This is a genomic window from Janthinobacterium sp. YR213 (assembly GCF_900099875.1).
Classification (GTDB): Bacteria; Pseudomonadota; Gammaproteobacteria; order Burkholderiales; family Burkholderiaceae_D; genus Janthinobacterium; species Janthinobacterium lividum.
This window is the reverse complement of sequence record NZ_FNDA01000004.1, coordinates 689,565-703,996: the sequence shown is the minus strand read 5'-3', so window position 1 is coordinate 703,996 and position 14,432 is coordinate 689,565. Positions and strand designations below refer to the sequence as shown.

The window sequence follows — 14,432 nt, the reverse complement described above, 5'->3', positions numbered from 1 at the left end:
TCACATATCGTTCTGCCTGCCGTCGCCGACCAGCCGTACCAGCGCCCGTGTCAGCAGCCGCGTGTCGGTGCTGCTGAACTCGATGCCCAGCACCTGCTGCACGTTGCCGATGAACATGCCGATATTCTTCTTGATCAATCCCAGGTCGCTCCGGCTGGCCTCGCTGTCGTTGATTTGCACCAGCGCCTCGACGCCGGCCTGGAGCAGGCCGCGTTGCTCGTCGGTAAAGCTGTGGCCGCTGGCCTTGCCGAAGGTGTCGATCAAATCCTGGACCGCCTGCGGATCGAGCGGCTTGACGACTTCCGCTTCGCCAGGCAAGGCTGGCGAGCAGACGATCTTTTGCAGGTCGCGCACGAACTGCGCCCGCTCTTCCTCGTCCGCGCTCATGTGGGTAAGGTCGCCAAAGACCTGGGTCAGGTCGTTGACGCGCCCATCGATCACTTCCTGGGCCGTGGCGGTGACCGTGCCTGGCACCTGGCCGCTGGCCATGCGCTCCTGCAGGTTCAGGAACGAGTCGGCCATCAGCCGGTTCGGATTGATGTCCGGCCCCGCCATGACGGCGCCCAATGCCCCTGCGCCTGCACCGGCTGGTACCCAGGTCAGCACGACATCAGGCGGCGCTTCGCCTGCATCTTGATTGGTGACCAACGTGACCTGCCACGTCTCGCCCTGCCTCACCGGCAGCGTAAACACGCCAGGAACGGGAACGTGGTACGTCGTGACGCCCTTTTTTCCGGTTTTCACGGTCACGGGCTGGGTAAAAGCCGTTACATAGGTGGCGCTGGTCGATTGACCGCTGGCGTCAACCGTCGCGCCCTGCAAGATGCCAAAAAATGCCGGTAGCCGCGAATCGAACGTCAGTGTTCCCATGAAAGCCATCAGGATGCCGTCGCTCGCCGCAAGCTGTTTGAAAGGAAACGACGGATTGTGATATTGCGCGCGCTCGCCGAGCATCTCTCCTTCCAACGTGCCCGCCTGCAACGTGCCCGTTGCCGTGACGTTGCCGGCGACATTGAGATTGCCAGTCACCGCCACTTCCGCAGGCGTAACGGCCAGCGTGGGCGCCGCGCCGCCCACCGCGGCCACGCTGAGCAGATTGGCGCCGGCGGCAAAGCCGGTGCCACCGATCGCCACCGACTCCTGGGCCCAGACGGTCTTGGCCGTCAAATCGCTGAAGGTCGCCGCGCCGCTGGCAAAACTGACGGGGCCGTCTACCTGCAGGGCGTATTGCGTGTCGACGTCGGTGACCGCGAGATTGATGGCGACCGTGTTGTAGTTGGGCGGCTCGCTATTGCTGACGATGAGCATGGCCGGCGGCAGCCCCGCCTCTTCTGCGGGTGCCAGGATGGCATTGTCGTCGTTGGCCTTGAACTGGGCCAGCAGGCCCGCGCTGACCATGTAGGCCGACGTGGCAGCCGCGAACGGGGACGTGGCGGCACCGCCTTCCAGCAAGGTCAGCTGGGTCTGGCTATCGACCGACTTGACGCGCAGCAGCCGCGGCAGTGTCTGCGGATCGGCCGCGGCAAACAGCTGGTCGCCCGCCTTCGCCGCGCTCAGGAAGGCGGTGCCAGTACCCGTGACCACGGTCGGCGTGGCGGGATCGATACTGATGGTCCCTGCCCCGTCCGTCTTCGCGCCGTCGGCCCCCTGCAGCTGGTAAGGCAGGCTGTCGACCTTCCCCGCGTACGGCGCGGACAAGGTCAGTTGCGTATCGCTGGCAACCTGCGCAACGCTCTGTACCTGCACTGCCGCCGGAGTGAAACGGGGAATCAGCAGGGTATCGCCGGCCGACAAGGCGGTAAACTTGGTGCCCTCCGTGCCGGTGATGGTCGTGCCGTTACTGCTGACCTTGCCGGGGCCGGTGACCGGTTCAACCGTGCCCGACACCAGGTAGCTGTAGGGCGAATTGATGACGGGGATTTCAAACTGCGTCGTCAGGACCAGTTCCGTATCGCTGGCAGGCGTCTTGGCCAGCACCGCCTGCTGCTGGTTCAGGGTGCCGATGGCGATCAGGTCGCCCACCTTGACCTGGTCCTGGAACGTGGTGTTGTAACCCTGCACGACATCGGCGCTGATCGAGCTGATGACGCCATTGCCGATAAAGGCGCTGCCGCCGCCCACGCTCAGCGAGGCGGCCGGGCTGCGGTCGAAGATGCCGACGTTGCCGCCATCGTAGAACAGCCGGCTCGCCGCCTGCCCCGGCGACTCCTTGGTCCAGTAGCTGAGCATGGCCATGCCCTGCAGCTTGGAGCCATTGCCCTCGAAACTCTGGGCCTTGATGGCGCCGCTGGCAGTCAGGCTGTCGGCCAGGATCTGCCCCTGCACGTCGAGGGCGGCGCGCGGCGCGCCTTCGTTCAAGCCGATGCCGACGTTGCGGTCCCGCCCGATGACCAGCGCATTCGGCCCGGCGCTGGCGGAGCCCCCCTTGGCCAGCGCCTGCACCCCCAGGCCGACGGTGCCGTCCAGGCTTACCTGCAGCAAGGTGCCGTCGCTGCGCGAAAAACGGGCCAGGGCCGAACGCATGTAGGTGTAGCCCGATCCGGGCGCCGGCATCGTGGTGGGCGAAAAGGCAGCGTCGATCTCGACTTGCAAACCATCCTGGACGATCTTGCTGACGGTGCGCCACTGGGCCGTCCCCATGCGCACCGAAGGGTCCGCGATGAGCTGGTCGCCCACTTGCAGGAACGGCGCGGGCGCATCCGAGAAGGTGACCAGCTGGTTGTCCCAGCTGATCGTGCCCTTGCCCTTGATGGTCACGGCGTCGACTTGCAGGTTGGCGACCGGATTGTCGGTCCCCACGCCGAGGTTGTTGCGCGCCGTCAGCAGACCCATGAACTGCCCGCGCGGGGCGTCGAACTCCAGGTAATAGTCATCGGCGCGGCTGCCCTCACGGCGCGCGCTGATGCTGGCGTAGTCCGCCGGCACCGTGACGCCGGCAATGTTGGATGGCGCGGAAAATGCCTGGTTCACGCCGGCCCCTTCCGTGACGAAATTGACCGAACCGACGCTGCTGCCCACATAGCGGCGCTCGTTGCGCCCGGATTTGTAGGTCAGGCTGTTGATGCTGCCCTCGGTGGTCAGGGAAATGACCGCCAGTAAAATGTTCGTTCCGGGCTGGTCGAGATTGCGCAAGTACTGGATCTGCGGTTGCTGCACGATGCGCTTGTAGCCGGCCGTGCCGCTCTCGTCGCTGAGGTCGGCGAACACCTCGAAATAGTTAATGGTAATGAAATAGGTCGCGCCGGGGTCCAGCTTGTCGAACATCAGCACGGCCGGCTCGAGCAGGATGATCTGCCGGCCCAGGGCGTCGATCGCCATGCCGCGCGATACTTCGAGCTGGCTCGGTTGCCCATCCGCCGAGGCGGCAACCTCGAGGCCATGCGCGATGCCGTACAGGTACAGGCTGACATTGCGCGCCGCCAGCATGTCCATCTGATATTGCTGCTCGCAACGGAAATCGTCCGTCAGCAAGGCTTCGCCCGAAAAATAGTTGGGCCGTTCGACACGTGGCTGTTTCATGGTTTTTCCCGGATGCTGGCGCTGGACACGGAACTAGTGCCGGGAATGGCGATCCACGACAATGCGATATCGCCACCACCGCCAGCGGCCTGCAGCGCCAGCAGCGTGACGACGAACTGCGCCGTGCCGGAGGCGACGGCGGTGGCGTAGGGGATGCTGCCGCCCACCGTCACCATCACGGTGGGCGGCGCGCTGAAGGCATCCTGTTGCGTATCATAGAAATGGACGGTGACGCTGGTGCTGGCGCCCGCGCCTTGCAGCTGGGCCGCCGGCACCGTCAGCGTGCCCTGCAGGAAAGTGTCGGGCGCGGCGCTTGCCCTCGCGTCCCCCAGCGCGGCCGGCAGCCGGCTCGTCACAGGAATCCGGCTGTCGGTCACGCTGACGATGGCCTTGTGGGCGTCGAGCGTGACGGTGGCCAGCAGCACGCCATTCGCGGGCACCCTCTTCGCGGCAAGCAACTGGGCCGCCTCGCTGACCACGTTGGCGGTCGATGCGCTGGTGTCGGGATAGTAGGCGTACACCAGCATGGGGCTGCTGGCATCCGACGGCAGCGTTACCGGTGTCGCGCCGGACGGCAGGATCAGGAAACGGCCTGCATCGTCGAAGGCCACGCCCTGGCTGACGGCCAGCGTATTGCCGGCCTGGCTCACCAGCATGCCGTTCAGCACGCCGGACGAGAACAGGTACTGGTTTTGCAGCCAGAACCAGTTGCTGAAGTAATTCTGCTCGAGCGTCATGTAGTCCGACGTGAGGAACATGCCGGTATGGTAGTTCAGGTGGTCGGCGACGTCCGCCTTGATGATGGTGCTCATGTCTGGATTCCTTGTTGGCCGAGTAAAGTATTGACGCCCAGCGCGCTGGCATAGCCTTGCGCCTGCAACTGCATGCTGGGCACGATCGTGATGATGTAGTTGCTGGCGGCAGGCTTCATGACGCGCAGGAACTGCTCGAGCCGGCCATACAGCGCCTGGATCTGCGCCACGTTGGAGGCCGTCAGGATGAACAGCGGGTTGTGCGCGTTCGGCAGCACCATCTGCACATTGAACAGCCACGGCAGATATCCCGCCACGACGGGCGCGCCGGCAACGTAAGCGTCGCGCACGATGAAGGCGTTGCCGGCCAGGTCGCTTGCCACGATGTCGGGTGCGGCCGGCGCGCTGATGGTCACCGACACGGTGCCGTCGATGGCAATCCACTTGCCACTGTCGTCCAGTTGCTGGCCGTGCATGGCCATGGGCAGCCCGAGCAGCAGGTTGGCCAGCATGCCCAGGCCCTGCAAGGTCCCGCGCATGCGGTACAGGGCCATGATTTCCGCGATCACGGTGCGCTTCTGGTCGATGTCCCAGTCGTTGTCGACGGCCAGCGCGACCCAGCCGCCGAGCCAGTCGAGAAAATCGTCGAGCCAGGCTTCGATGGGCGCGTTCGGATCCGATGCGCCCGGCGCGGCGGCCACGTAGCCGGCCAGCGGATCGTTGGGCGCGGGCACCTGGATATAGGTGTCGAGGTCGGCCAGGATGGCCGTTTCCTGCTTTGCCGTCGCGCCTGAGATGGGCGGCATGAAACTCGTGTCCGACGGGGGAAACAGGAAACTCAGGCGCGGATAGAACAGGTTGCCGATGACGTCCGCCTGCAGCAGCTCATGGATGCCCTTGCGCCCGCCCAGCTCCGCGTCGCCGATGCCGGTCAATATCTTTTCAAAAATCTTCAGGTACTGCGCCAGAAAAGCCGGCTGCGTGGTGCTGTACACGGCAGGCAGGTAGCGCAGGTAGCTTGACGGCGCGCTCATGCGGCATTGCTCCTGACGCTGACATCGAGGCAGCGCAGGCGCGGCAATCCCCGGTAAAACATCGCGGGCGTGCCGGGCGGCAGATCGGCAAGCTGGGCGTTGACGTCCAGCACGGCCATCCGGTCGAGCGCCAGGGTGGGGATGAAATCGAAGACCAGCTCGTCGATGGCATCGATGCCCGGCATGCCCAGGACCAGCTGGCGCAGCGCCGCTTCGGTGGGCGCCTCGTCATATGGCCAACCCTGACCGGCCTGCCCTCCCTCGCAGGGCAGGAAGTAGGCGAAGAGGCGCGCGAACAGCAGGCCCAGCGTGACATCCAGGCGCACCGTCGGCACGCAGCCGGCGACCAGCGTCACGTTGATGTCGGTGAACTGCGCCGCACGCGCCTGCACCCGGTTGCCGGCGATCACGCGCGGGGCCAGGTATTTCTTTACGGCCGTGAGCAAGGTACGCTCGGCGGCCGCGTCGTCGGCGGCCTCGATCATCAGCACCTTGCGCCGCGTGGCGCTATTGCTTTTGCCGTTGCCGGCCTGGTTCGGATACGGCGGATACTGGTAGCGCCATTGCGCATCGCTGAGTATCCAGGCAACGCTGCCCTCCCCCGCGCTTTGCGCATATGCGCGCCGCACCAGCAGCGGCGTGGCGCCCGTGCCGCCGGCAGCCTGCTGCGCGATAACCTGGTTGGTTTCCAGCGCCAGCGTGTCAATGTTCGGCAGGGTCAGCGCCATGTAGGGACGGCCGACATAGGCCAGCACATATTGCTGCAGCGTCGGCTTGTTCAGCACGGCGCCCTGTTCGATCTGCGCCAGCACCTGCTGCAAGGCCAGGAAGGCGGCGTCATGGTTGGCCTTGGCGGCCAGGCTGTAGGCGGTCTGGTTGCCGGAAAAGGCCAGGCCCAGCACCCAGCGCAGGTAATTCTCGTCCGTCTGCACGGGAATCGCATTGGCCTGGTACAGCAGCGACTCGTCCAGCCAGGCCAGCAATTGCAGCAGGGTGATGCCCGGATCGCTATCGTTGTAGTCCGTCCACTGGCGCGTGTACTGCGGGATCCGGCGCACCAGGTCGGCTGCCAGTTCCTGGTAGCTCTTGCGGTCGAGGTCGGGCAGCTCGAAGGCCATGGCTACACCGCCGAGATATACACGAGCATGCTGCCAGCGACGGGCAGCTCGGTGGGCGCCAGCACGACATTGCCATCCTGGCGCCCATTCACGTTCAGGCCAAGCACGCCGGTCACGCCAGGCAGGCTGCGCAGCAGCACATGGATGGCGGACGCCTGCACGGTCTGGCCGAAACGCCAGCCCTGCGCGGGAGGACCGCCATACACCGGCTGGAAATAGGCGCGCAGCAGCGCCGCGATGCGCGCCTGTTCGGCTTGCACCTGGTCGGGCGCGATGCGGGCCGCCAGCTGCGCCGTGACGGACACCGGCACATAGCGCGCCGCCTCGATACCGATGCGTCCGACCAGCGCCGCCAGGCAGTATTGCCTGACATACGCGCCCACTTGGTCCAGCAGCGCCGGGCTGGCGTACGGCAGCGGATCGGTGGACAGGGGCAGCACCGCGATGCGGATGGTATTGCCTTCGGCCTCCACGGCGCGCGCCTGTGCCACCTGGGCGCTGGCGGCGCCGGCCAGGGCCGTGAAATCCTGCAGTTGCACGGCCCAGCCACCCGCCCGCACCAGCGCGGGACTGGTGGCCGCCAGTTCTGCCCGCGTAGCGCAGCCGACCCCGCCGGCCGCCGGGGCCGGATTGGCCACTGCGGCGATGTTGGCGATGCCGGGACGCAGCACCGTCAGCGCGCCAGCGCCCACATTTCCTGCCAACCCTTGCGTATGGTGGTAGCGGATGGCGACGATATTGTTGTGCCCAGGCGGCGGGATCATGCCGTTGTAGCCATCGCCAAAGGTCAGCAGCCCGTTTGCATAGTCGAGCGTATACACGCGGTCGGTCGGGCCGCTGAAGGCGAAGTTCTCGACCTGGGTCCAGCGCCGCGCCACCTCGCCGGCGCCGACGCGCACGTCCGCCAGCTCCGCATCGGCAAATTCGGCCGCGCCAGGGTCCTGCCCCGCCATCAGCCCGGCAGGTTCGATCACGCACAGCAGCAGGTCGGCCAGCACGGGTGGATAGTCGAGCGTGAACTGCTGGAACATCTGGTCGTTGCTCGATCCGAGCACTGCATCGACCAGGGTGGTCAGGTTCGACGCCATGACCGTGTTCGGATACATGCCATACAGACGGATGGTACGGTCGACATGGGCGTTGTTGATGCGGAACCAGAATGCCATCTGCGAAAACAGGTAGGCCGCCTGCATCGCGGCCGGAACCACGAAGCCGACCAGGCCAGAGCGGCTCAAGCCGTAGGTGGCATCGTCCACCGCCAGCGCCCGCCACTGCTGGCCGTCGTGGTATTCCCACTGCAGGGTGCGCCCGGGGGCGGCCTGTTCCTGCTGCAGATAGAAATACAGGACCAGCTTGTTGCCGACGCAGGCGGCGGCGAATCCCGCATCGTCGAAGGCAAAATAGAAGCCGGTCAGCAGCGCGTCGACCGGTTTGAACGGGCTGAACAGGAAACGGCTCAAGGTGAAGGCGTTGTAGCTCCAGAAGCTCTGCGGCTTGGCCGCGAAGCTGTATTCGATACGCGCCGACAGCACGAACGGCGGGTAGTAGCTCGGCTGGGAAATCGTGTAGCTGAAATTGACGCCGGCCACGTCGTTGAGGTATTTGCTCACCCCCAGTTTTTGCGCCTGGCCCAGCACGTCCGCGGGGATGGCGTCGATGGTGGTGCTGACGCTGGTGCTGGCAATGCCGCCCTGCTGCCCGTAACCGCCTTCGGCGATCACGCAGCGTATCCACAGCCCTTCGGAACCGGCCACGGTGCCCGGGCCGAACTTCGGGCAGGCGAACTGGATGCAGGTGGGGCCGTCCGGGCTATCGGACTGAAAATTGTTGATCCTGTCGACGAACTGGTAGGTGCTGGCGTCCGTGGTGGTGGCGTTGAAGGCGCTCCATTGCAAGCCGTCCCAGAATTGCCAGACCAGCCGCACCGGAAAGGTGTATTCCAAGGTCGTCAGCGTGAAATAGATCGTCACCAGGGCGCCGGTCCTGGCGAACACGCTGTCCGAGCGCAGGTAGAACGCATCGTTGGTTTTCGGCGTTTCGCCGAACGGATAGGCGCCATTGGCGATATCGAGCAGCACGCCATTGCAGGCGGCCTGCTGCGGCACGATGGCCTTGCCCTTGAAGGTGCAGTTCAACCCCGTGATGACGGGCAATTGCTGGGCCAGCGAGGCCAGCACCTTGACTTGCGGCGCGGGCTTGACCAGCAGCCAGTATTGCGCTTCGCCATCCTGCCCGCTCAAGGGCGCGGCGTCGAAACCGGCGCCCGGCTCGCCCGCCCGGTACAACTGCCGCTGGAGCTGCGCCAGCGGCACGGCGGCCGCGCGCGGCGGCATGCCCAGCACGATGTCGAGCTGCCGCTCCGACGATGAACTCGTCAACTGCGTCGTCAGCGGCGTCAGCGCGCCATCGAACCATTGTCCGAAATATTCAGGGTACAGCTGCTTGCCGGTCAGGGTGACGGTGATGCTCTGCAGCGCGTCGTCAGGCTTGAACAGGATCGGATCGCCCATCATGAACCAGTGCCCGAGCGGCTGTTCGGCCGGATCGACCAGCTGGCTGGCCACGAAGATCGGCACCCCGGCCTGGTCCCCGAGCAGGCTAGGCAAAGCATCGATAAACTGGTCCTGCGCCGGAATGACCGTCAGCGCCGCCGACAGCGTGGCGGGCAGCACCAGCAGCGTCTCGTTGGTCTGGAAGCGGATCGTCTGGTCTTGCGCATCGAGCACCGCGCACTGGGCCGGCACCGTCGCCGCCGGCTGGCCTGCCTTGAGCAGGAAGCGCAGCGGCGCCTGCGCCGCCAGCGGCGCGCGCAACTGCATGTTCATGAACTGGAAAAACCCCAGGCGGCGCTGCTCCGGCATGGCGTTTTCGATATCGGCCGTGTACGCGGCCAGCTGCGAAAACAGCTTCAGCAGCACCAGCCCCGGATCCTGGTCGACGTCCGACGCACTTGGCGGCAGCGTATTCCAGTAGCCGCTCCATTCGGGGACATAGGCCTTGGCCAGCGCCAGCGTCTGCGCATAAAACTGCTCGGCGTCGCGGAAGTCGAGCGTCGGGGAAGTCATGGACGCGGCTCGCCTGCCACTTCCGCGCGCAGCTCCTCAAGCACCTGGATGGCGCCGCTGATGCGCAGCAAGGTTGCCTGGAGCTGGCGTTTGCGCTCGTTGAATTCGTCCTGCAGCGCCTGCAGCTGCGCCTGTCCCGCACTTTCGTTGCTTTTCAATTCGGCAAGGCGGTCGTTGATCAATTGTATGTCCATGCGTATGTCCTGGCTTATTTGAGAAAGAATGGGTAGACCAGATTGGCCGGCTGGTTGTGCGAGCGGATCAGGTAATCGACCGACACCTGCAGGCAATTGGGCTGTTGCGCGTCGATGAGGGCGGCCACGCCGGTGACCTGGATGCGCGGCTCCCAGCGGTCCAGCGCCTGCTTCACGTACAGCTGCGCCAGGCTGCTGGCGCTGGCATTGCCGGCCGAGAACACCAGCTCATTGATGCGGCAGCCGAAGGCCGGCAGCATCACTCTTTCGCCTGGTGCCGTCTGCAAGATGATCAGGATGGCTTCGGCGATGTCGTCGGCGCCGGCCGCGAACAGCACGCGCCCGCCGCTGGTCTGCACGGGGAACGCCCAGCCCTGGCCCAGGAAATCGGCGCCGGTGGCCATCGCTAGCCCATCCTCACGGTGCTCATGCCGGCCACCTGCACGGTCGGCGGCGGCGCCTGCGGACCGGCCGGCGGCAGGTCGTGGCAGGTTTCGCACAGGTCGCCCGCGCGCGCGGCGCCCTTGCCGTTGATGCGGACCGTCAAGCTGCCAAGCATCACCTGCCCGAGATTGGTGGGCGGCACCTGGAACTGGCCGCTGGCGGCGATATGCGGCGGCACATTGTTGGCCATCGAACCGACGGTCGCCGCAGGCCTGCCGTTGATGCGCACGTTCAGACTGGTATTGCTGGCGATCTTGCCGGAAAACGGGAACGGCTGCGGGGTCGGCACCGGTCCGCCCGGGCTCGGCACCAGTACGATGTGGATGTCGGCGGCGTTGACGATACTGTCGCCCGCCTTGGCTGCGCCCATGCCCATCAGTTCAGATCGATCATGGCGGCTTGCAGCTTGAGCGCCTTTGCGCCCTGCAACTGCATGCCCTCGGCCGACAAATCGGCCTTGACGCTGCCATCCGTGGTCTGCAGCACCACGTGGGGCGCGCTGATGGTCAGCGTGCCCTTGGCGCTGATCGCCAGGTCGCCTTCGCTGCTGATGCTGATCTTGTTGTTGGCGGTATCGAGCTCGATCTGGTTGTTCTTTTCGTCGATGATGGTAATCTTGCCCTGCGCACTATCGTCGAGCACGATGGTCTTGCCCAACTGCGTCCTGAGCATGCGCACTTCCTGCTGCCGGGCCGCCTCGACGGGCGGCTTTTGCACGCCGTTCCACAGGAAGCCCAGCACATACGGCTGGTTCGGGTCGCCGTCGGCGAAAGCCAGCAAGGCCGAATCGTCTTTCCTCGGCAGGAAAAAGGCGCCATAGCCGGGGCCGGCGAAAAAGCTCATCACCTGCAGCCAGTCCGACTCGATGGTGGCGCCACTCAGCGTCAAAAAAACACGGATGCGTCCCAGGCCCTTGGGGTCTTCGGTGTTGCTGACCTTGCCGAGCGTGACCCCGGATGCGTTGCCGTTCATATACCCGTCCTGCGCACGTTGATGTCCGTCTTGTAGCCGCTGCTGTCGTCATAGTCGTGGGTGCTCGAGGTGACGTAATAGGTGCCGTCAAAACGCTCGCTCAGCCCGGTGATCTTGATGTTCACGCCAGCCACCAGGTCGCTGTCGCCCACCAGGCTGGCCTGGCCTTCGATAAAGCTTTGCAGCTGGCTCTGGAACTGCGCGTCGGCCACCGCCTGCAGTGCGGCCGGGTCGCTGATGCCTGGACATTGCAGCGTCATTTCCGAACTGGGAAAATCTTCTGCCGCCTCGTAGCCCGTTTCGCTGCCGCCCATCTTGTCCTGGCTGGTGCCGGACTGCGCCAAGGCCGTGATGACGGCATTCGTTTCGACGTCGTAGCCGATGGCCGTCACCTTCTGGCCCATGGTCGGCACTTTCAGGTTCAGGCTCACCGCACTCAGGTCGCGCGGATAACTGAGCGTCTTGATGGCGCCGTTGCCCTCGGCCGAGGGACGGAACACGAGCGTCGTGTCGGCCATGAGCAGTTCATAGTCGAGCTGCTTGCAGCGCTCCATCAGGAAGGCGTAGTTGGAGACATTGTTCTGGATGACGTACTGGTTGATGGTGTCCGGCTGACCTTCCAGCGTGACCGGCAAACGTGCCGCGCGCGCCACGTCGCTGACGATCTCGTTATCGTTGAGCAAGCTGTAGGTCTTGGTGCGGGTACCGAACTTGAGCCGGTACATGCGGTCAAAACCGCGTATCGTGGCGGCCGAGGATGCCGTGCTGAAACTCGGTTCGATGGCCGTGATATCGCCGCTGATCAGTTGATGCAACTGGTTCAGGCCCAGAAAAATCGTGATCTGGTCGCCCGGCTTGAATACGTCGAGGTCGACGTCCTGCCAGGCGCCGTCCGCCTTCACCATGTCGAGCGTGAAGCTGAACATGGCCGGCACATTGATTTCATCGTGCACGCGCACATTGTGGATGGCGGCCACGATCGAGGATGGCAAAGGGCTGCGGTTCTTCAGGATCTTGAATGCCCCGGTCTGGACGCTAAGCATACACGGCTCCCGCTGTGCCGGCATGCACGTCGGGAATGACCAGATTGCGGCCGATATCCTTGCGCTGCGGGAAATTCAAGGCATCCTCGATGCTGTTCTGGGCGGCGATCAGGCGCCACTGGTTCGGGTCGCCCAGGGTCGCTTGCGCGATCAGGTACAGGCGGTCGCCCTGCTTGACCTGCCACAGCTGGCGGCAATTGAAATAGCCGCGCGACTGCAAGTCCTCCTCTTCCGTCAGCACCGACTTGAACGTCACGTTCAGCTCGGCGCGCACGGGAATGCCGGAACTGAGGAACATCGTGAATTTCTGGTCGAGCTTGACGATAATGCCCGTAAACAGCGGGCCGGCCCAGGTAAACACCAGCACCGGAGGCTCCTTGCGCACATTCGTGCCCACGCTGGGCACGGTGAGCGCGACGATCTTGTTGGTCTTGCTGCGCACGTCGACCTGGCGCTCGTAGGTATCGAAAAACAGCGACACGGTCAGATCGTCATTATTGACCCGCTGGAACTGAATGTTCGAGCCCTCGCCCTGCACCATCACGGTCTTGTTCAGCGACAGTTCGGTCGGGTTGTACATCACGGGGATTTCCTCGCGCGTCGCATGCACGACGATCTTGGCCATTTCCAGCATCAGGCGCCTCCCCGGCGATAGCGTTCGGTGGCGCTGCGGCGCGCCATGGCGCTTGCCATGCGGTCGGTCAGCGAGGCCAGCACTGGCGCGGAAAACAGCGTCTCGGCCAGCACCTTGCGCAACTGCTCCTGCGACTGCCCGCCATGGACGATTTCATGCACCACCCTGGTCTGCACCGCGCGTTCCACGCCGAGCATGCGCGTATCGACAATATGCTCGACGCGGCTTTGCAGCTCAGCCGTGGCAGCGGGCGCCGCCTGGCGCATGTCGCGCCGCACGGGCTGGCGGCCCTGGTAGCGTCCGAGGACGATGGCGGCGCGCGCGGCCGGCGCTGGCAATGGCGCTGGCACGGCCTGCACCGGGGGGCGCCAGCCGCCTGCCTGTCGGGCGGGCACAGCCGGGCGCGTTGCGCGCGGAAACTGTGCCGGATGCGATGCGGGACGCAGGAACGGCGTGCCGGGCACGGCAACGCCATTGCTGGCCGGCGCCCGTCTGGCCATGCCGCTTCGCCGCGCCGCCTCGCGTGGGGCGGGGCTGGCCGTGCCGCCAGCGGCCGGCTGGGAAGGGGCCCCATGCGCCGCCGGCTGCGCGCGCCGGATGGCTGTCCGGGCCGGCACCGGCGAAGACACCGCCGCTACGGCGCGCAGGCCGGCGCAACGCGCGACGGCACGCGCCAACGCTACGGCGCCCCGCTGCCCCGCTGCCGGCTGCGCGGCGAAATGGCGCACGGCCAGCGCCAGGGCTGGCTGCTCCGCACCGCGCGCCAGCCAGGCGATGGTCGCGGCCCTGGCCTGCTGCGCCTGCGCCACGCCGCGCTCCAGGCGCGGCAGCACCAGGCGCACGAGGGTTTGCTGCCGCGCGTGCGCCTGCATCAGCTTGGCCCGCAATTCCAGCAGGCGTACCTCGATGCGTTCGGCCATGTCCGCCTTGCGCGCCATGCCCTGCATGCGCACCACCAGCCCCATGGCCGAGCGGAATTGCTGCCAATAGTGCAACACCGACGTCGTGTGCCGGCCTGCCCCTCCGCCATGTGCCATGCGCAGCTGCAGCGGCGCGCCGGAATGGGCGAAACGCCACAGGGGCGCGCCGCGCGCCGCATGGAAGCGCTGTGCCAGGCCGGCGCAGCCAAGGTGCATGGCGCGCATCAGAGTATCCCCGCCGCTGCCGAATACACGCTGCTCGCGAGGCTCTTGCGGATGCCTTCGTGCGCCAGCGTAAACGACTGGCATGCCACCAGGCTGCCGCCCGCATCCAGGCTTGGCCCCTGCCACTGCACCGGCCAGGCATTGTAGAAATCCCACCAGACGCTGGGCAAGCCGCGGTCATCCAACAGGTAGATGGAGCCGTTCCGGCGCCGGATGGCGCCGCTCAGCGTCGACTGGTACCACAGCCACATCGGGTCGAGCGCCGTGATGCCGGCCTTGAGCACCAGGTCGGAACAGGTCACCTGGCCGGGCAGCTTGTACTCGATGTCGTTGACGCCGCCCTGGCGCACGGTGCGCACCTCGGTCTTCGATTCGAGCCCTTCGACGGACATGAAGCCGCCCACCAGGATGCCTTCGACTTCGACGAAAAAATTGTAGGCCTTGAACGGGTCGATACGCAGGCCCAGCTGGCGCTGCGCGGCACCCATGACTGCATTGACACCGACCACCAT

At 65.6% G+C, this 14,432-nt stretch carries 13 protein-coding genes; all 13 read right to left on the bottom strand.

Going from position 1 to position 14,432, the window contains the following annotated elements; translation table 11 throughout:
* The 13 genes from BLT98_RS20875 to BLT98_RS20815 are packed head-to-tail and all read right to left on the bottom strand — an operon-like array spanning position 1 to position 14,432.
* The gene (locus BLT98_RS20875) at positions 1–3,519 is read right to left on the bottom strand and encodes a hypothetical protein (protein ID WP_092610998.1); all 3,519 of its coding nucleotides are present in this window, start codon (positions 3,517–3,519) and stop codon (positions 1–3) included.
* A complete protein-coding gene (locus BLT98_RS20870; RefSeq protein ID WP_092610995.1) occupies positions 3,516–4,331 on the bottom strand; it encodes a hypothetical protein in 816 nt (271 codons plus the stop codon). The genes BLT98_RS20875 and BLT98_RS20870 overlap by 4 nt, the downstream gene beginning before the upstream one ends.
* On the bottom strand, positions 4,328–5,305 hold the full coding sequence (locus BLT98_RS20865; protein ID WP_092610992.1) for a phage tail protein: 978 nt from the start codon (positions 5,303–5,305) through the stop codon (positions 4,328–4,330). The genes BLT98_RS20870 and BLT98_RS20865 overlap by 4 nt, the downstream gene beginning before the upstream one ends.
* Positions 5,302–6,423, bottom strand: coding sequence for a hypothetical protein (locus tag BLT98_RS20860; protein WP_092610989.1), 1,122 nt, complete (start codon positions 6,421–6,423; stop codon positions 5,302–5,304). The genes BLT98_RS20865 and BLT98_RS20860 overlap by 4 nt, the downstream gene beginning before the upstream one ends.
* Positions 6,424–6,425: 2 nt before the next feature.
* A complete protein-coding gene (locus BLT98_RS20855; protein WP_092610987.1) occupies positions 6,426–9,488 on the bottom strand; it encodes a baseplate J/gp47 family protein in 3,063 nt (1,020 codons plus the stop codon).
* Entirely contained in the window at positions 9,485–9,682 is a 198-nt protein-coding gene (locus tag BLT98_RS20850) for a hypothetical protein (RefSeq protein ID WP_092610985.1), read from the bottom strand. The genes BLT98_RS20855 and BLT98_RS20850 overlap by 4 nt, the downstream gene beginning before the upstream one ends.
* A 14-nt stretch (positions 9,683–9,696) precedes the next feature.
* On the bottom strand, positions 9,697–10,086 hold the full coding sequence (locus BLT98_RS20845; RefSeq protein WP_034777759.1) for a GPW/gp25 family protein: 390 nt from the start codon (positions 10,084–10,086) through the stop codon (positions 9,697–9,699).
* Positions 10,087–10,088: 2 nt separating this feature from the next.
* Positions 10,089–10,496 (bottom strand): PAAR domain-containing protein, encoded by a 408-nt coding sequence (locus BLT98_RS20840; RefSeq protein WP_240317548.1) that lies wholly within the window; start codon positions 10,494–10,496, stop codon positions 10,089–10,091.
* Positions 10,497–10,501: 5 nt separating this feature from the next.
* On the bottom strand, positions 10,502–11,098 hold the full coding sequence (locus tag BLT98_RS20835) for a phage baseplate assembly protein V (RefSeq protein WP_092610983.1): 597 nt from the start codon (positions 11,096–11,098) through the stop codon (positions 10,502–10,504).
* Positions 11,095–12,141 carry a phage late control D family protein gene (locus BLT98_RS20830; protein WP_092610981.1) on the bottom strand — a complete coding sequence of 349 codons (1,047 nt, stop codon included), beginning with the start codon at positions 12,139–12,141 and terminating at the stop codon, positions 11,095–11,097. The genes BLT98_RS20835 and BLT98_RS20830 overlap by 4 nt, the downstream gene beginning before the upstream one ends.
* Positions 12,134–12,775, bottom strand: coding sequence for a CIS tube protein (locus BLT98_RS20825; RefSeq protein WP_070279322.1), 642 nt, complete (start codon positions 12,773–12,775; stop codon positions 12,134–12,136). Before BLT98_RS20825 ends, BLT98_RS20830 begins: the two co-directional genes overlap by 8 nt.
* A complete protein-coding gene (locus BLT98_RS20820) occupies positions 12,775–13,920 on the bottom strand; it encodes a hypothetical protein (RefSeq protein ID WP_092610979.1) in 1,146 nt (381 codons plus the stop codon). The genes BLT98_RS20825 and BLT98_RS20820 overlap by 1 nt, the downstream gene beginning before the upstream one ends.
* A complete protein-coding gene (locus BLT98_RS20815) occupies positions 13,920–14,432 on the bottom strand; it encodes a phage tail protein (RefSeq protein WP_034777736.1) in 513 nt (170 codons plus the stop codon). The genes BLT98_RS20820 and BLT98_RS20815 overlap by 1 nt, the downstream gene beginning before the upstream one ends.